Consider the following 18,465-nt stretch of genomic DNA (forward strand, 5'->3'; position numbering starts at 1 on the left):
GGCTGCCCGGTGACGCGCGATCCGGACGGAACCGGGCTGTGCCGGAGCGTCCGCTCACGCATCGCTCACGCACGGACGGCGCTGCGACCCACCGTCGACGTCGATCCCGTGAGTAACCCAATCGGATGAATCCAACATGCGGAGTCCGGCTATCCCACCGGTCACGCTGGTACCGCCAACTGCAACCGGTCCGCAGAGGCCCGGAGGACATAGCGGGTCACCCAGGTTCCCTGGCTCGTCCAGAGTGCGGCGTGCCCACTCAGCGACCCTAAGCGTTGTCCCGTAACTGCTGGTCACAGGTGAGATGATCTTGCTGTGGCTGATGTGATCACGGCGTCGGAGCCCTCCTGGACAGCCCCGTTCACCGGGCTGAGTCCGCGGCAGTTCGGCAAGCTCGTCACCGCGCTGCGGCGCGAGGGTGCGGACCCGGTGCGCAAGGGCCGGCCGTGGAACCTGCCGCTGGAAGACCGTGTGCTGCTGGTCGTCGCGTACTGGCGGGCCAACCTCACCCTGCGCCAACTGGCCCCGCTGTTCGGGGTGTCCAAGTCCGCGGCTGACCGCATCATCGACCACCTCGCACCCTCGCTCGCCCTGCAGCAGCGCAAGCGGTTCCGTAAGGACACCGTGCTGATCGTGGACGGGACCCTGGTCCCCACCCGTGACCACCAGGTGGCCGAGCAGTCGAAGAACTACCGGTACTCCACCAACCACCAGGTCGTGATCGACGCAGACACCCGGCTCGTCGTCGCCGTCGGTCGACCGGTACCCGGCAACCGCAACGACTGCAAGGCGTGGAAGCTGTCCGGCGCCAAGGACGCCGTCGGCAGGACCACCGTCATCGCCGACGGCGGCTACCGGGGCACTGGCCTGGTGATCCCGCACCGACGCGAGAGAGGCCAGGCCGACCTCCCCGGCTGGAAAGAGGAGCACAATGCCTCCCACCGCAAAGTCCGCGCCCGCGTCGAGCACGCCTTCGCCCGCATGAAGACCTGGAAGATCCTCCGCGACTGCCGCCTGAAAGGCGACGGCGTCCACCACGCCATGCTCGGCATCGCCCGCCTGCACAACCTCACCCTCGCCGGGTAACGGCGGGACAAGCCGGTCAGCGGACACGTCGTAGATCATTTACGGGACAACGCTTAGTGTGCCTCCCGATGCGCGAACACGGATGCGACTCCCGGCTGGCCCGTTAGCGACGGCGGACTTTGGGCAGTGGGTTTGTGCACGGGTATGAGCCTGGAGGTTTCGTGGGCCGGACCGGGACGAGGTCCGACCCCTCAACCGTCAGAGAGTCGAGTCGGCCAGCCGTCGGGTCTTCCGCGGGACGTCGTGCCTGCCTGCCGTTCGGCTGTCGCGCATCAGAGTGTGCTGGGTGTCGACCAGCCGAGGCGTCAGCCGCAGGGTGACCTCCTGCACCGGGTGGAGGAGACCGTCGTCACCGAGTTCCGCCCGCCAGACCCGGTAGTCCAGCTCGGAATAGGCGGGATTGACGCCGATCTCCCCCTTGGGCATGGTCCCGTTGAAGGGCAGCGCGATATCCATGTGGTTCCAGTAGTTCCATGCCTGGACGGCCTTGTACGCGTCGAAGAAGTGGTAGAAGTCCGGGTACCGGTGGAAGCGGCGCAGCTCGCGGTGGATGAGGTGACCCAGGAGCGGACCGAAGACCTCCGCGACGTGGTCGAAGTCCCACCGGATGCGATGCCACGGCTCAGCGCTCCGCTCCGGCCCGAGGAAACGCGCGGTGGCCAAGTGGCTGATGCGCGCCGTGAGGTGGGCTCGGGCATGGGCCGCCTCGATGCTCGGGTCCACCTGGCCCAGGATCTGCTCCAGGAGGGCGAAGCCGGGACGAAAGCGTGCCAGGTCGAAGTGGCCCGCCGTGCCAGGGAACCCCTCGAACAGCACTTTCTTGTAGAGCCAGTTGTTGAACTCTCCCTGCTCCGACAACCGCTGGGTGTGAGGCGAGCGGGAGTACAGCATGAGGTACTCCGACAGGGCCTCGAAGTAGACGTAGCCCAGGACGGGGAGTCGGGGGATGGTCTCGGAGAGGAGGCGGGGGAACGCCTTGTGCTCCGCCGGTTCCGGCCGGTGGGCGATGGCGGCCGCCAGGCCGAGGAAGTCCGCCGAGTTCTTCACCCGGCTCACCACCGCTTCGCGCAGCTCGCACCGTTCCGTGGGTCCCAGGAGGTTCTCCAGCTCGCGGTAGTTGCGCAGGTGGATCGAGCCCAGCCGGAGGTAGTCGATGCCGGCCAAGCCGCGGTAGCCGTGGCGCGGTGTGGTGATCTCCAGGACCAGCGGGGTCGTGACCCGGCCGGAGAACGGGGAGCGGGCCAGGGAGGCGGGCGCCTCCCTGGTGAGGACGTACTCGGCGAGGTTGTGCATGCGCAGCCCTCCGGACGTGGGCGTGAGCGGCGCGCAGTAGAGGCTTCCCACCAGGCAGCCGCCCGACGGCCGGAGCGTGCCGTCGTGCATGATGCGGTCGAAGGAGTGGGTGACGTGGAGCAGATGCTGGGTGTCCCCACCGCGCAGCGACGCGAACATGGCGTTGTCGGTCAGCAGGGCCCCCTGAGGAGCCGCTTCGGCCAGCCGGGCGTTCCACGCCGCTGTCTGTTCGGCGAGAGGGTCGGAGCGGTGGGCGGCGCCCGGCCCCGCCGACGCGGAGTAGGAGACGTGGGCGTCGGCCCACATGCCGTGGAGGTCGGGGTTGCTCATGGGGCGATCACTCCTAGGTCGAAGCAGAGCTGAACGGCTCCGTCGTCTTCTTCGGGCTCCGTCGGTTGGTCCCGGGTGGTGGGCAGGACGTACTCGGTGGCCTTGCGGGCCAGGTGGAGCGGGAGCGGCAGGGCGAGCAGGGGGGCCCGTCCGGGCGACTGCCGCAGCCGGTGGGCGAGGGTCGCCCACAGCTCGGGGTCGTCGTCGGGCAGGCATCCCGCGACAACGATCTCCAGCAGCCCGGGGTTCCACGCCGGCCGGTCGGTGTCGATCGTGGAACCCGTCTTTCCCTCCCTGGTGTAGGAGCGGAAGGCCCAGCGCGACGCCATGACGGACACGTTCGTGCCCGGCCCCGCCTTCTCGCCGGTGCTGCCGAACACCCGGTTCCGCGGGTCGTGGTCGGCCGGTCTCCACAGCCCGGTGGCGATGCCGAACCTCTCCTCTTCCTCGCCGTCGTCCGAGGTCTGCGGTCCGTGGCCCCACCACTGGGGAGTTTCGGTGTCGGTGCTGTCCCGGACCCGGACCAGGCGGAGCCCGGGGCCCTGGACGGCAAGCCGTTGGGCCGGCCGGCCGTGGAGCCGGACCCTGTCCGGCTCGATGTGGCCGTCCTGCAGCCACGGCCACAACCGGCGGGCATTCTGGGCGTGGACCAGCAGCAGGGTCGGGCGGTCGCGCAGGCCGAACAGGACCTCCTGCACGGCGTCCGCCACGACCCTCCGATGCCGTTCGGTGGGGCCGTTCCGGTCCTCGTCCTGATCGGGGGCTTCACCGTCCTCCGCCCCGGAGGGGCTTCCCGTACCCTGGGAGGGCGGCTCCTCGTCGGGATCGTCGGCGGTCGGCAGTTCGGCCGATTCGGCCAGGCGCATCAGGAGCGTCGGGTACGGGACCCACTCGCCGGTCCTGACGTCCCAGCCGGTGATGCGCTCCGGGGCGGGGTCGCCGGGGCGCACGCGGACGGCGATCGGCACGAGGTCCGCCCGGCGGGTCGGTCCGTCCCGGCGCCGCTTGACCAGCCACAGGGCGGCGTACTGCGCGTCGGCGGGGATCGCCGGACCGAGGCCGTGGGCGGGTACGGCGCGGTGGCCGAGCTGACGGAAGCCGTCCGTCCAGCACGCTTCGAGCTTCCTGGCCCTGGCCGTGTCGGCGTCCGCGGGCTTGCCCGGCACCCGGCGCGGGTTCACCACGAACTGGGTCACCCGCCCCGCGTCCCGGAACCCCAGCCGCAGAGCGAACTTGGGGTCGGCGGAGCGCGGAGTGTAGGCGTCCTTGGGATGGATCTCCAGCAGGGCGAGCGAGGCGCGGTCACCCGCCCACGCGGCGGGCAGGCGCCGTACGACCTGGGCGCGGCGGTCTGCGATGGCCGCGTGCAGGGCGCTGGTCCTCCTCTGATCAGCAAGGGAGAGGGCGAGGCTGTCGGCGAGCCCGCCGATCCGTGCCAGGTGCAGTTCCACCGCGAGCTCGGGCGTCTGCCACGAGAGCGTCTCCCCGTCCGGGGAGGGTGCTTCCCCGGCAGGTTTCCGCACGGGTTCCTCGTCGAGGCCGAGCAGGGTGGCGAGTGCCTGTACGCCTGCGTCCCTGATGGGCTCGGTGAGCCAGAGGAACTCCGCCCGAAAGGGTTCTCCCGCCAGCAGCTCGGCCAGCTCCTGACGACGTTCCGTGGTTTCCCGCGTGTCCGGGTCGAGGACTTCCCCGGTACGCTGCCCGGCCGGTCTCCGGACCGTGGACCAGCGGTTCGCCCGCACCGGGTCCGGTGCCCGGCGCAGTCCCTCAGGCAGGGCCTGCTCGAACCATTCCGTGAGCGGGACGCGATCACCGGGCATCAAACCGGCCTTCACCCCGTGCGAGCCCATCGGCGCGCTGTGCACCACGGCAGCGGTGACTCCCTTCGTACCGGCGAGCCAGCGGGTCGGGTCGCCGGTGAGGCTGTCGGGCTGGGGGAACGGCTGCCGGAGCCGCAACCGGGAGAGCATTCCGTCGGGCCCGCCCGCCTCCCATCGGCGGGCGCGAAGTGCGCGGTCGTACCGGAGGCGTCCCACGGAGAAGCGGGCGGAGGCCCGGCTCTCCGTGCCGTCTTCGATCCACGGCGCGTTCGCCAGCAGGTAGACGGAGGCGGCGCGACGCGGCGGGAAGTACAGGCCGTTCGGTCCGGTCCGCGTCGCCCACCGCCGGACACCGGACCGCAGGTGAACCCGGAACTCCGGGGAGAACGGGACGGTCTGGAGGGTCAGCGTGAGGAGGGCCGAGAACCACCACGTCCGCCCGTCGCGGTCCACGTACCGGTCGGGCGGCCAGGAGAGCAGCTCGGCACCCCGGTCGGAAGGCCGCCGGGCCACACCGCGGAATCCCAGGGACCCTCCGGGGTAGGAGAACGGATCCAGTCCCAGGGCCAGATCGGCGAGGGCGTCGGGGAGCAGCTGGTAGAGCCGCCCGTCCGGCTGCGCCGTACCGACGGCCGTCGGCGTTCGGGCCAGCATCGGGACCTCGCACCGCTCCCAGCGGAGTTCACCGGGGCGTAACGCGTCGAGCACCTCGCGGACCGCCTGCCGGTGCTCGGGCTCGGGGCGCAGGTCGTTCACCCAGGCGTGCACCAGTGTCGCGAAGACATCCGCGGGTACGGGGCCCCGGGCGTACAGCCACGGCTCGTCGTGGGAGACGTCGAGCCATTTCGCCACCGAGACCACTTCGGGGGCCAGCGCCTGGAGGAGCGAGTTGAGACGGCCGACCGGGACGGCGAGGCAGTCGTCCGGCCGCTTGAGTCCCAGGCGGTAGAGGTCGAGGAGCAGCCTCCGCTGGGGCCGAGGGAGGGCCAGCGTGTAGTAGGGGACGGTCCACTCGGCGTCCGGGTCGGGGACGTAGCCGGCGAGTCTGATGGTGTCGTAGCGGGTCACGGGGTTCCTCATGCCGTGCGGCGCGGCGAGTCCGGCCGGTGGGTGGGGATGTTCTTGAGTGCCAGGTAGAGGGGCTCGTAGAGGGTCTGCACCAGCTGCCGCTGGTCGAGGGGGAGCGGTCCGTCGTCGTCGAAGTACGGGGCGAGGACATGGACCATGCTGGCGAGCAGTCCGGTGCGGAAGGTGTCGGGCCCCAGGCCGGCGGCCTCGCGCTCGGCGAAGCGGGAGTCCACGAAGACGACCCTGGCCGGGGCCCCACCTCGAACCAGCCGCCCGATCACCTGCCACATCACGACCAGCCGGTCCCAGGTGAAAGCGGCCTTGTCCTCGTCGTTCAGGTGCCGCCAGGCCATCTTCCGGGTGAGCAGGTGGCGCCACCGGATGCGCGCCTCCCGGCGGAAGGCGCGTCCGGCCCGGTCGAGGTCCGGGGCCGAGGAGACCAACTCGTCGAATCCGCCGTCGGCCACCAAGCGGGTCACCCAGCTGTTGATGCCCTGCACCGCCAGACCGATGTCGTGCGGGCGGGGGTGGGGCCGGGCCAGGAAGAAGACCGAACCGATCGCCGCCTGTCCAGAGTCGTTCAGGATGTTGTGCCCGCGTTCCACGGACATGAGCGGTGCGATGAGGATCTCGGCGTCCATGGAGCCGAAGGAAGAGACGTCACCGCGCCGCAGCGTCCCTGGCTCGGTGACCGTGGACGGGTCTCCCGGCGTGGCCCCGCCGAAGGAGATCTCCAGCTCCGCGTCGTCCGCGATCAGCCGGCGCACCTTTCCCTTCCAGCGGGGGATGGTGTCGAGGAGCTGGAAGCCCCGGCGGGCCTCCTCGTACGAACCGACGAGCACCAGCAGGCGCTTTCTCCTGGCGCTCCCGATCAGGTTCAGCTCCTGTTCGAAGTCGCTCTGGAGCTGGTCTCCCCGGGGTCGGGCGAGGCCTTCGAGCATCAGCTCCAGGACCTTGGGCCGGCGGTCGGGCCGCATGCCGGACAGGTGGAGGGATTTCCCGTCGGGCCCCGGGATGAAGATCTTCCGGAAGGAGGTGCGGCGCAGCGCGCCGCGTTCCTTGGGAGAGGACTTCAGGATGGCTTTGACCGGCGCCAGCACGTGGGCGCCCACCGCGGTGCCCGCCCAGCTGGTCCCCGACATCAGGAGGACGTTGGCCGGCGGGGCGCCGTCGAGCGAGGGCACCTCGTGCAGTGAGGTCAGTAGCGACCGTCCCACTCCGGCGCAGCGGAAGAAGCGGAGCACGGCGCTGCCGGAGCCCGGTACGACGTCCGGCTCCTCAGTGAGGAACTGGAACCCGAGGATGTTGCCCATCGGCGACTCCGGGACGAGGGGGCCGTAGTCGAGCGGAGGCCGGCGGGACAGCTGGTTGTCCGTCGATTCCAGGTTGAGCGCGGCCTCCACCGTCGGCCACAGCTCGGTGAGGACGTCGAGGCGCTGCTGGAGCACCCCGAGCAGCAGGGTGAACTCGAACCGCATGGTCTTGTCGAGGAGTTCGTCCGCGGAGGTGGGAGTGATCCCGGACAGTCGCCGCAGCGCGGCTTCGGCTCTGGCACGGGTGCGGTCTTCGTCCAGGGTGTGCAGCAGGTCGTGGGCGAGGCCCACCAGCTCGGCTAGTTCGGAGGACTCGGGATGGACGCCCCCGAGGGGCTCGTCTCGGAAGGCGTCCAGCACCTCCATGACCGCGGCCCGGCGTGCGTCGTCCGGGTCCGCCGGCTCCTCGTCCTCTCCGGTGCCGTGGGCATCGAGGTCGTCCGGGTCGTCCTCCTCGGAATGTTCTTCCTCGAATTCGTCATCCGTCTCGTCGTCGGGCTCGTCCTGGGCGTTCTGGCCATTGAGGGCGGAACGGTCCCGGAACCAGTCCTCGACCAGCTTCTGCTGCAGGGTCCAAGTGCTGAAGTAGTCGGCCTGCACCCAGGCACGAAGCCTGGGGTGGCGCATCAGCATCGAGTACAGCCGGTTGGTGGCGGCGATCGACGCGGTCAGGGCGGAGGACCAGCGGTCCACGTCAGCGTCCGACAGTTGCAGGCGCCCGTTCCGGGCGAACTCATCGGTCGTGTGGGCCTGCAGTTCGTCGAGCCAGGAGTCCGGGGATCGTCCGACGAGAGTGGCGGAGGGCACGAACATCGAGTCGAGCTGCATCTGTACTCGATCGGCCTCGTCCACGATGATCAGGTCGCTCCGGACGCACGCGATCTCCAGGAACCGGGCCCGCTCCCGGTTCTGGTGCCGGGGGACCAGTCCGTAGAGGAGGCTGGCGGGGTTGGCCACCCAGATGTCCGCGTCGACCAAGTCGTGGGCGCCGCGTTGTCGGGGGCACCCTGACCACAGGGGGCAGCCGTGCCCGGTGTCCGGCTGGCCGGTGCCCGTCTCGCCGGGCCCGTCGTCGGTCGGCCCGGTCGGCTCCGGCACGGCCGTTCGCGGGTCCGCCGGGTACAGGCGGGTGCAGGGCGATTCGAGGATGTCGAGGGGCTGGTGTGCCTCGATACCACGCAGTGCGTCGAGCGGGCAGGCGGTGCTCAGATAGGTGAAGTGCCTGGCCTCGTGGCCGAGCAGGGACGTCGCGCCGGCGCCCGCGAGCCTGCGGTGCATGCGCTGAGTGTTCCGGGCCCGGGTGGAGGACCCCAGCACAGGGGCGACCTTCAGTTCCAGCGCGCCGAAGAGGGCCACCAGCGTCAGCTGTTCGGCGACGTCCCCCACGACGATGGTCACCTTCCGTCCTTGCCGGACGGCTTGGACGGTGAGCACGTCCCGCAGCGTGCTCTTGCCTGCACCGACCATGCCCACCAGGTGGAAGAGGCCGGCGACGGACAGCTTCCGGCTCGGCCGGTAGGTCGTTCCTTCGGAATCGAGCATGTCCAGTTCGACTCGCTGCACTCGGTTGTGCCAGGTCTTGCGTGGGTCGGTGATCCCCAGCCGGTCGTCCATCCACGCGGCGGTCGCCAGCAGCTCGTCCCAGGTCGTCTCGATCGGAAGCCCCACGCCGGGAGGGCGCAGGAGGCCGTGCGGCCGGGCGACACCGACCGGGAGGTGTTCGGGCAGCCGGACGGAGGTGAGGAGCTTGCCCTGCGGGAAGCGGTAGGACCTTCCAAGCCCGGCGATTTTCAGTCGCTGCCTCAGATGGAAGGGGGGAGCGTTGGTGAGGGCTCGTTCGTACGCTTTCCAGCGATCGGAGGCGATGGCCGGTTCGTGCCGTTGGGCAGGCGCGTCGTGGTCGCTGATCAGGTAGCCGCGCACCTCGGCGGGGAGGGACGCGTACTGCCGCAGCGCGCGTTCCCAGGTGCGGGGGCGCCGGAGCATCCACAGCAGGTGCCGTGCGACCCGGAGCATCCTCTCCCGCTCCGGTGTCCGGTCCCCGACCAAGGCGAAGGGATAACCTCCGAGGACCGTCCACGCGGCGCGGGCCGGCTCGCCGGGGCAGAGGCGTTCCAGCAGGTAGAGCCCCAGCTCCACACGGAAGAGGCGGGTCGCTCGGATCGGGCCGCGGTCCTTGGGCCAGGCGGCGCGGACGCAGGGGGAGAGCTCGGCGAACCAGAAGCTGCGGTCACGCATCAGAACAGTCCCTCCGGTGGTGCTTCCCCGGGCGCGGCCGGGTCGATGTCCTCGTACGGGCGACCGGCGGCCACGAGTCGCCGCGCGGTGCGGAGCAGTTCCCGGTCGGTCACGAGTTCCGGCGACGCGGACGGCCGGTAGCGCTCGAAGACCGCCCGGAAGCCGGGGTGATCGCGGAGCCTGCCGGCCGGTATCACCCACAGGCAGCGGTCGTACGGAGGGTCGGGCGGCGGCGGGGCGGCCCGGCGTCCCAGCAGTGCCGGGCTCGTCCAGTCCTTGCAGTCGACAGCCAGAGTCGGGCCGCTGGGAAACCGCACGCGCATGCCGTACTCACCGAAGCCGGGCCACAGTTCGACCTCCGCCCCGATTTCCGTCAGTTGGTCGGCCAGCCGCTTCTCCATCAGGCCGGGCGTCGACACCCACTGGCGCAATGGCCTGATCAGCAGCTGGACTCCGCCGCCTTCGTCGGCCCGGTACTCGCGCCCGCGTCGGACGGTGCCGACCTCGTGGCATCGCCGCTGCTCGCACCACAGTCCGCCCCCGGTCGTGGGGTGCAGCAGGCCGTGACAGCGCTTGCAGGAGACGTAGCTGCGTCGTTCCCGGTCGAGGTAGCCGGCCGGTGCCGGCTGGTAAACGTCGTACAGCAGGTCGCCGAGCGACCCCAGGTCGCTGCCCGCCGCCGCGGGGAGGGTGGCCAGTTCGCGGTGGGTCAGTACGGGGCGCCGCACCAGCAGGAGGCGGAAGGCCCGATACGCCTCCGGGTACTTCTCCTCACGGCAGCGCTGGGCCACGACGCTCATGTGGTGTTGCCCGGAGTACCGGGCCGCGGAGTCCTCCGCGTCCACGGCCCATTCGTAGCAGATCTGGGTCGGCTGGCGGGTGTCCTCGTCGAGGAGACGGGCCTCCGGCGGCAACACGTCCGGCGGCAGCGTGACGGGCCAGCGGTCCAGCGACCGGCACGCCGCCCATTCGACGAGTTCGGGAAGGCTCTCCGGGGGGCGTGCCTTGAGCAGCAGACAGGTGAGGACCGTGGTGTTCAGGGCCCGCTGCGCCTCCTCGGGGTACGGCACGGCGGACGCCGTCCCCGGGTCGCCGGCCTCGCTGAGGCGAACCATGGCGGTGGCGACGCTCCGCAGCAGGAGTACGCCGTCCGTCTCCGACCATCGGGCCGTGCGAACTGTCCGGTCGGGATTCATCTCAGCCTTTCGTCGGGTCGGGAAGGGCGGGGCGGCACCAGACGGACATCTCGCAGGTCCGGCAGTGGGGGCCCGGGCGGGCGACCGCGGTGGTGTCCGCGTGCCAGTCGGAGGTCAGGGACCGCACTACCTGGCGTGCCGAGGCGCGGATCTCGGTGTCGAAGGGGTCGATGACGGTGAGCCGGGCGCCACGCGGTCCGAGGACCTCCAGCTCCACCCGCGCGGCGGAGACGTCCTCGCCGACGACCGGACTGGTGCTGAGCAGGACGGCGAGCGCGAGTTGCGGCCGTTCGCGCAGGACGTCGGTCTCCGGCGGAGGGTCCCGCCGGGCGTCCGTCTTCGTCTCCCGGTAGACCCAGGAGGAGCCGTCGAGGTAGAGCGTGTCGGTTTTGGCGAGCACCACGACGTCGGCGTCGGCGTCGTGCGCTACGAGAGTGCGTTCGTGGACCAGTTCGCTGACGGTGGAGAGCCGGTACGGGCAGTGGCGGGCGTGCGCGGCGACCATCCGCGCGCCGAGGTCCGCCTGGTCCGGCGGGACCGTCCAGCGTCCCGCCGACCAAGGGGCCCGGCCGTCGGGAGCGTCGTCGGAGCGGCAGGCGATTCCGGGGTGGGCCTCGTGGTGCTGCTGGATCCAGGTGTGCACGGCGTGGCCGCGGACGACGTGCGAGGTGAGGGCGCGGGCTTCGGGGTCCGGCAGCCGGAGCCGGCGCAGCCGCTCCCGGGCGGGGCAGCTCTCGTCGCGGTCCGGACGGCCGACGTAAGACCGCCCGTTGGTGATCGACCACGTACGGCGCGGCCGGTTCCGCTCCTCGATGCCCAAGAGGCCGCCGAGGCGGGGCAGAGCGGGGCAACTGGGCGCATATTTGCAATCCTCGCAGTCATGGCCGGGGAGGAAGGTGCCGGCGGAGACGGCGGCGGTCAGCCTCGGGAGGCTGTGAACGGCGTAGCGCCGGGCCACGTCCTCGGGACCTTCGGAGAGTACCTCGCGCCGTTCCCCGTCGAGGCAGCTCACCTCGGTGATCCTCACCTCCTCGGGCTTTCGCAGGGCCGCTTCGCCGACGTCCCGTACGGGTCGGGCCGCGTCGCTCCAGTGGAAGCGGTCCGGTAATCGGTGCGGCTCGCCGAAGGCCACGACCTGCGCGGCCGCCGCGAGGTCGGCCCGTTCGGCGTGTCCGACGCGCTCCGCGGCTTCTCGGCCCGGTCCACCCAATCCCCTGGCGACCGGTACGCGCAGTTCGCGCACCCGGCCGTCCGGCGAGGCGTACGGGCGTCCCCAGACGCACTGTTCATAGCGCCGGGCACCGCGGCCGTCGGTTTTCTTGAGCCGGGTGACGAGCACCCAGGAGTAGGGGATCGGCCGCAAGTCTGGGGTGCTGTTCTCCAGGTAGCGGTCGAGGGCGGAGTGGGTCCAAGAGGCGAGCCCCGGATCGGCCCGGGGCCGCTCTCGGGTGGCTGCCAGGGCCCTGGAGAGGGCTTCCTCGGGGTCGACGTCCTCGTACTCGATCAGGTCAAGAGCCTCCCCGAGCGGCCCGAGGTTGAAGCCCTCCCGAGGGTCGGGCTTGTACGCGGGAAGCGGGCCCTGGGCCAGCCTGATCCCGGTCCGGGCCTTCAGCGCCCCTTTGTAGGGGCAACTGCCATGGACATTCGGGCGGAGGAAGGATCCCGCGAACACACGGATCAGTCCACTGGTCCACGTGCTCTCACGGGGTGGCGTCCACTCAGGCATGCGATCTCCATGGCATCGACCTTGACGGGTGCCTCATGGGAACATTTTCTTGTGAAAGGAGTCAACAGACTCTTTCGAGTGACTTGAATCAACAATCCCGAGGGTTATGATCCTCGGGAGGCGTCCCGTGAGGAGGAGCACCATGACGAACGGAGTCACGGTCACCGCGACCGAGATCGCCCGTATCGCCGGGGTCGGGCCGGCCGCGGTGAGCAACTGGCGCCGGAGGTACGCGGAGTTTCCCACTCCTGTGGGCGGTACGGCGGCGAGTCCGCAGTTCTCCCTGCCGGAAGTGGTGGATTGGCTCGAAGCCCACGGTCGGCCGGTGCACCTTTCGCCGGTCGACGAAGTGTGGAGGGCCATGGACGCCCTGCGGGACCCGGGACGGCCCGGCGGAATACTTGCCGCGGTCGGGTTCCGCCTGCTCGGCGAGGAGCCGCCCCGGCACTCAGGCCGGATGAAGGCGGACACCGGCGATCTGCCCATGGACCTGGGCGTCCATGTCGACGCGCTCGGGGATCGGCTCGGCGCGGCCGAGGCGTTCGAAGCGCTGCTCAGCCGCTGGACGGAGGCGCACGCCCGCCAGGTGGAGGTGACCCCCGCCCCGGTGGCGTCACTGATGTGCGCCCTGTCCGGCTCCGTGGACGGCACGGCTCCCGACTTCGTGCTGGACCCCGCGTGCGGGACGGGCGGACTGCTGCTCCAGGCAGCGGAGAACGGCGCCGTCTCCCTGCTCGGTCAGGAGGTCCAGCCCGATCTCGCCGAGGTCGCGGATGTGCGACTGCGGCTCCACGGGCACCACGACGTCACCGTGGCCACGGGTGACTCCCTCCTGGAGAACGCTCACGACGCCGCACGGGTGCGGAGCGTCGTCTGCAACCTTCCTTTCGGCCAGCGGGACTGGGGCCGCTCGAAGCTGGGGTACGACACCCGGTGGACCTACGGTCTACCCCCGAAGGGAGAGCCCGAACTCGCCTGGGTCCAGCACGCCTTGGCCCATCTGGATGGCGGCGGCAGCGCGGTCTTCCTGATGCCCGCAGCGGCAGCGGCCAGGCCCTCGGGTCGCCGCATCCGGGCCGAGCTGGTACGACGCGGGGCGCTGCGCGCGGTCGTGGCCCTGCCGTCCGGCTCCGCCTCCACCCACTCCCTGGGAACCCATCTCTGGATCACCCAGCCGAGCAACGAGCCGTCCTCTCCCGACGTCCTCTTCGTCGATGCCGAACCGCTGGCCGAAGCGGCTCTGAAGAACCGTGCCGCCAGCACGGACTGGAAGGCCGTACACACCACCGTGACCGAGGCGTGGCGGCGCTTCCGGACGGGAGCGGAGCTCGACCCGGCCGTCTCCAGCGCAGTCCCCGTCATCGAACTCCTCGACCAAGAAGTCGACATCACCCCCGCGCGCCACGTCCGCACGGACCCCGGAGAGACCTTCGATCCGACACAGTTGGAGGAGGACCGGACCCGCTGGCGCCGGACGCTGGCCGGGTTGACGGACGTCCTCCCCACGGTGAGGGAGGTGCCGGCGGCCGACCCGCAGGTGCTGGTCTCGCTGGAGGACCTCACCCGTTCCGGTGCCCTGCGGATGTGGCGCGGCTCCTCCGCCAGGGAAGCGCCCGACGGGGTGGAAGCGCGGGTCCCGCTTCTCAGCCTGATCGACGGGCAGCCCCGCACGCCGCCGGGCCGCTGGACGTACGCCACCGAGACCGAGCGCATCCGCGAGGGGGACGTCCTGGTGTTCGCCGGCTCACCGCAGGGCGCGCGTCCTGCGGATCCGCAGGAGTACGGTGCCGCGGCCGGCCAGAGCATCACCGTCCTGCGTCCCGAACGGGATTTGCTGGACTCCTGGTTCCTGGCTGGAGCACTGACCGGGGGACCCGGGGTCGGGCGCTCCGGAAGCTCGACGGGGACCACCGGGCGGCCGAGCCGCCTTGATCCGGGACGTGTCTTCCTCCCGGTCCGGGAACCGGCCCAGCAGCAACGGATCGGGCGGGCCTTCCGGGACATCGCGCGGCTCGACGAACTTCTGGACGAGGCAGCCGAGCACGGTCGCCGCGTCGCCCGCCGCCTGGCGGACGCGCTGGCCGCCGGGCTGGCAGACCCGATCGACGACGACAGGCGGGGCTGAGGCACCGTGGGAAGAGGCCGACGGCATGTTTGAGATTCGGCAGGGTCACGTCCTGAGCTCCCGTTACCGGCTCGACGGGCCCCTGCGCGCCGGTGGCATGGGGATGGTCTGGCGGGCGTACGACGTGAGGCTCAGTCGCGTGGTCGCGGTGAAGTTCGCGAACCCCGCCGCCGCCCTGACCTTCCAGGACCGGGACGAGATGCTGAAGCGCTTCCAGCAGGAGGCCGGGGTGGCGGCACGGTTCACGAACACCGGGGTGGCGTCGGTCTACGACGTCGGAGAGGAACTCCCACACTCCTACCTCGTCATGGAACTTGTCCAAGGCTCGACCCTGGACGAACTGATGGAGGAGTGCGGGCCGCTCGAACTCTCCGTGGCAGCCAGCATCATCGTGCCCATCTGCGCCGTCCTCGCGGCGGCCCATCGCGCGGGCATCGTGCACCGCGACCTGAAGCCCTCCAACGTGATGGTCTCCGAACAGGGCCACACCAAGGTCTTGGACTTCGGCATCGCCCGAGTGGAAGGCGCCGCTGTCGACACCAGACTCACCAGGACAGGAAGGAATCCGGGAAGTCCTGGATACATGTCGCCCGAGCAGTACGAGGGAAGACAAGTCACCGGAAAGTCCGATCTCTACGCCTTGGGCTGCCTGCTGTACGAGATGCTCGCGGGCCGCCCGGTTTTTCTTCAGGACGACGAGTTCGCGCTCCGCCACATGCACACCACCGTCATCCCTGACGCGCTGGGCGGGCTGCGCGAGGGGCTGCCCGGGGCGGTACTGGACCTCGTCGACCGGCTGCTCGCCAAGGAGCCGGCGGACCGCCCCGCCAGCGCGGACGAGGTCAACAAGATCCTCCGTGTCTACCTGCCCGCCAACGGTGACGACCCGCCGGACGACTACGTCTTCCCGGACCCCACCCGTCCCTTCCGCCTGCCGTTCGCACCCGAGGACGTACCGCTGACCGGCCCTCGGGTGGAGCTGCCCGGCATCGTTTCCCGCACGTACCGGCCGAGGGCCGACGCCAAGGACCTCCACCACGAGGTGCGACGCCTGCTCGGGACGGAGCCGGCGAAGGCGGTCAACCTGCTCAGGGAGCGCCTGCCGGACTTGGCGGAGCAGTACGGCCTGCGCGCCCACGAAGTGCTGGACCTCCGCTTCGATCTGGCGGATTCCCTGCTCGTCCAGTCCGATCGCGAGGCGGCCCGGGACATCTACACGGCGATCCGGCAGGACACCGTCGGTGTGGACGGACTGGAGATGTACGTCACCCGGGCGGAGGAGGGAATCGTCCGATGCGGCTGACGGGACCGGGCGGTCACGACTCCGCCGCCACGGTCTCGGCCCGCTCCTCGGCCCGGTCCGCCCATCCCGCGATCCTGCGGCTGACGCGGTCGAGAGCTTCCCGTACCTCTTTCACCTGAGTAGGGTCCCAGCCCTCTTGGGCGACGAAGCTCGGCCCGCCCTCCTCCACTGGCACGCCCGCCATCCCGTCCACGTCCCTGCGCAGCCTGTCGACGCTCTCCCGCACGCACGCCCAGCTCACGGAGGCGGCTTTGCCGCCCACCCGAGAGTCTTCGAGCGGAACCGGCCCGCCGCTGTACGTGTGGCGCACCAGAGCATCCGTGAGGATCCGGGGCCGGCCCTCGGCCGTGACCAGGGGATTGCCGCCCTCGTCGACCTCGCGGAGGTCTTCGCCCGCCCGCCCCGCCCGGACGACCTCGTACGCCTGGAGGATGCCGCGCCGCCGTGACAGCATGGCCCGCAGCACCGTCGCGGCAACCCGGTCGTCCTCGTCCTCGCCGCCTCCGAAGACCTCGCGCTGCAGGGCCATCGGCTCGGCCATCGCCATGTGGTAAGCGGCCTTCACGGCGAGTTCGGTCTGCGCGGGGCCGAGCCTGCCGCTGTCGCCCAGGCCCTGGTCCGCTTCCGCCAGGGCCGCGTCGCGCAGCTCCTTCAGAGCGCGGCCGTCCGCCCCTGCCCCCTCCCACTGCACATCGGCCGACAGGTCCTCGATCTCCGGCAGTCGGTAGGCGCGCTGGAGCACCGCGCGACGTGGACGGACGAACTTGACGTCGTCGCTCAGCCCCGTGCGCACCGGTCGCAGGATCAGCTCCACAGCGACGTCGACGCGCTCTTCCCGCTTCGGCCGTTGCTTCGCGGTGAGGGACCGGATGCCCTCGTTGACCCGCCGCGTGGTCCTGACCCCGCCACCCAACAGTGAGCGGACGATCTCTCCCGCACGGATGTCCAGTTCGCCGCTCAGCCCGGCGGCCTCCACGTCCTCCGGGGAGATGGTTCCGGAGAACCAGTGCTTCTCCGCCTCCGTAATGTGAGCCATGGTGGAACGTCCGGACTCGGCGAGACTGTCGAGGACGGCATCCGCCTTCGCCTCGTTCTCCACGGCCGGTCCGTAGGGGCGCGGCGGACGGATGTGGGTGAGGCCGATGAAGTTACGCACCGCCGTGTGGAACGCCTGGCCCGCCTGGGCGTTGGGCCGAAACCCGATGACTACGCGTGCGGGTACGCTGAGTGTGCGGACCTTGCACCGCTCGTCCTCGGTCAGTCCCGGCCAACCCTGCTTCCGCACCAGCCGGACCCAGCGGCTGATCTCACCACGAAGCTTCCGGTCATCAGCGCCCCACTCGTACGCGATCCTCGACGGCTCGTAACCGAGGAGTTCGTGAACCGCGCTGATCCGGCTCGATCCATCGGCCGCGATGAGCAGCGCGCAGTCAGGATGTCCGTTCTCGTGCACCGCCGTCAGGGGAACCACGGTCAGCGGCTGGAGGACGCCCTCGACGGCGATGTCCTGGGCCAGGGGGTTGTCCCTGACCAGTCGGCTCTTCGCGTCCTCCAAGCGTTGGGCGACCCTGGAAGGCGTCTCGGCACGCATCTCCAGCTCGGCTGTGCCGTAAGGGGCCGATCGTGGTTCGATCAGCAGCGGTCGCTGCGTCCCCGCCGCCCCCAGCGCGTACTGGCGGTGTCCGTACTCCCGGGGGTTGGCGGGGTGAGGCACTACGGTCGCCGACCACAGTCGCGTCTCCGCGATCAACAGGGTGCCGCCCTGGACCCTCAGCTCGGCGGGGTCCGCGAGTCTTCGCCGCATGTCGTCCGGACGCACGGCTGCCCGTGCCATCGCCCGCACCCCGCCCTCCGTGAGCCCGTTCCCGCGCAAGGCCTCGGCGAGTTTGTCGACTGCCGACATGCGGGGCAGTGTCCAGGGGGCGGGTTCCCACCCCAGGGCCGCTTCCTCCGCCGGTCCGCTCAGGTCCGCAAGGTCGTCAACCACTGGTGATGACCTCCTTGATGCGGTCTACGAGGAGCAGCGCCCGCGTCGCCTGCCTGCGGTTCTCGTGCGGAGACGGCGGGTCGCCCGCGGTGCGCGTGAGACGTGCGGCGTATTCGCTGAGGGCTGCCCGCACCTGGTACCACTCCTCCAGGGTGAGCGAGACGCTGTACAACCGTTCGCCGTGGACGTTGACGACATCGCAGTGTTCCTCGCGCTCCGAGATGGCCGCCCACCGCGCCGCCATACGACCGAGGGTGACCACCGAGCGGTCGTCCGTCGGGATGCCGGGCACGTCCACGGCCCGGCAGTCCCGGGCCGCCCGGTGCAACACGGCGGTCACGAGGCTGACCTGTGCCTGGTCGAGGGGGATGAAGAAGGTGTTGGTCGTCTCTGTCACGGGACCGCGCTCCGCTGGGTCGGCCGATGTCTCATCGGCGTTGGCGCCTGGCTTGCCCGACCACGGGTGTGTCGGACAGAGCGAGAGAACGCGGGCGTACCCGACCACCGACCTCCACCCGTGTCAGTCTGGGGCGGAAAAGAAATCCACAGACCTCTGGTGCCGCGCGGACCGCACACCATCCGGCCCTGGAGAGGAGGCGGTGAGCAGCCTCATTCTCGAGGAGCGCGGCAAGACGACACAGCGGCTCGGAACCTGAGGACCGAGCGGGCTGTGCCGCCATGGTGTCGGACACCGAGCGGGTCGCTCGGGCGGGACTGTAATCACGTGAACACGCATAGTGCAAGCCAGCCTCTGTGTGCCGCGAGAAGCCTCGGTGTGCTCGCAGCCATGCGGAAGCCGGGTCCACTTGGTTCGGCACCCATTCGATGGGCCGTTACCGGTGCCGTCTTCGGACGTGATCGTGGTGAACGGTGGCTGGATCGACAACTCTCGCTGCGAGAAACCTCTGCGTCCGATTGCACCATTGCCCGAAGAGGCGAGGGCTGCCATCGCTTTTTTCCGTGACGAAGTAGGCAGGCAA

10 protein-coding genes are annotated in these 18,465 nt (G+C 70.5%); 3 read left to right on the forward strand and 7 right to left on the reverse strand.

What is annotated here, in order from left to right:
- Positions 1–315: 315 nt before the first annotated feature.
- Positions 316–1,086 carry an IS5/IS1182 family transposase gene (locus A8713_RS14705; RefSeq protein ID WP_064533917.1) on the forward strand — a complete coding sequence of 257 codons (771 nt, stop codon included), beginning with the start codon at positions 316–318 and terminating at the stop codon, positions 1,084–1,086.
- Positions 1,087–1,284: 198 nt separating this feature from the next.
- Here A8713_RS14705 and A8713_RS14710 read toward each other — a convergent pair whose 3' ends face one another.
- From A8713_RS14710 to A8713_RS14730, 5 genes are read right to left on the reverse strand one after another with little or no spacing between them, the layout of a single operon-like run.
- Positions 1,285–2,709, reverse strand: coding sequence for a hypothetical protein (locus tag A8713_RS14710; RefSeq protein ID WP_064533918.1), 1,425 nt, complete (start codon positions 2,707–2,709; stop codon positions 1,285–1,287).
- Positions 2,706–5,597: a pPIWI_RE module domain-containing protein gene (locus tag A8713_RS14715; protein WP_064533919.1), complete on the reverse strand. Its 2,892-nt coding sequence runs from the start codon at positions 5,595–5,597 to the stop codon at positions 2,706–2,708. Before A8713_RS14715 ends, A8713_RS14710 begins: the two co-directional genes overlap by 4 nt.
- A gap of 8 nt (positions 5,598–5,605) precedes the next feature.
- Complete coding sequence (locus A8713_RS14720) at positions 5,606–9,148, reverse strand: hypothetical protein (protein WP_064533920.1); 3,543 nt, start codon at positions 9,146–9,148, stop codon at positions 5,606–5,608.
- Positions 9,148–10,344 (reverse strand): restriction endonuclease-related protein, encoded by a 1,197-nt coding sequence (locus A8713_RS14725; protein WP_064533921.1) that lies wholly within the window; start codon positions 10,342–10,344, stop codon positions 9,148–9,150. Before A8713_RS14725 ends, A8713_RS14720 begins: the two co-directional genes overlap by 1 nt.
- A gap of 1 nt (position 10,345) precedes the next feature.
- Positions 10,346–12,016 (reverse strand): PD-(D/E)XK nuclease family protein, encoded by a 1,671-nt coding sequence (locus A8713_RS14730; RefSeq protein ID WP_064533922.1) that lies wholly within the window; start codon positions 12,014–12,016, stop codon positions 10,346–10,348.
- A 196-nt stretch (positions 12,017–12,212) separates the two neighbouring features.
- On the opposite strand from A8713_RS14730, the gene A8713_RS14735 reads away from it, so the two are divergent.
- Both A8713_RS14735 and A8713_RS14740 read left to right on the forward strand, forming a co-directional pair.
- Positions 12,213–14,195, forward strand: a complete 1,983-nt coding sequence (locus A8713_RS14735; RefSeq protein WP_064533923.1) for an HsdM family class I SAM-dependent methyltransferase — start codon at positions 12,213–12,215, stop codon at positions 14,193–14,195.
- 25 nt (positions 14,196–14,220) lie between these two features.
- Positions 14,221–15,498: a serine/threonine-protein kinase gene (locus A8713_RS14740; RefSeq protein ID WP_064533924.1), complete on the forward strand. Its 1,278-nt coding sequence runs from the start codon at positions 14,221–14,223 to the stop codon at positions 15,496–15,498.
- 13 nt (positions 15,499–15,511) lie between these two features.
- Here the strand turns inward: A8713_RS14740 and A8713_RS14745 are convergent, their stop codons facing one another.
- Positions 15,512–17,401, reverse strand: a complete 1,890-nt coding sequence (locus A8713_RS14745) for a hypothetical protein (protein ID WP_159393097.1) — start codon at positions 17,399–17,401, stop codon at positions 15,512–15,514.
- A 76-nt stretch (positions 17,402–17,477) separates the two neighbouring features.
- Positions 17,478–17,882 (reverse strand): hypothetical protein, encoded by a 405-nt coding sequence (locus tag A8713_RS14750; protein ID WP_064533926.1) that lies wholly within the window; start codon positions 17,880–17,882, stop codon positions 17,478–17,480.
- Between the last annotated feature and the right edge of the window lie 583 nt (positions 17,883–18,465).

This window comes from Streptomyces sp. SAT1, assembly GCF_001654495.1.
Classification (GTDB): domain Bacteria; phylum Actinomycetota; class Actinomycetes; order Streptomycetales; family Streptomycetaceae; genus Streptomyces; species Streptomyces andamanensis.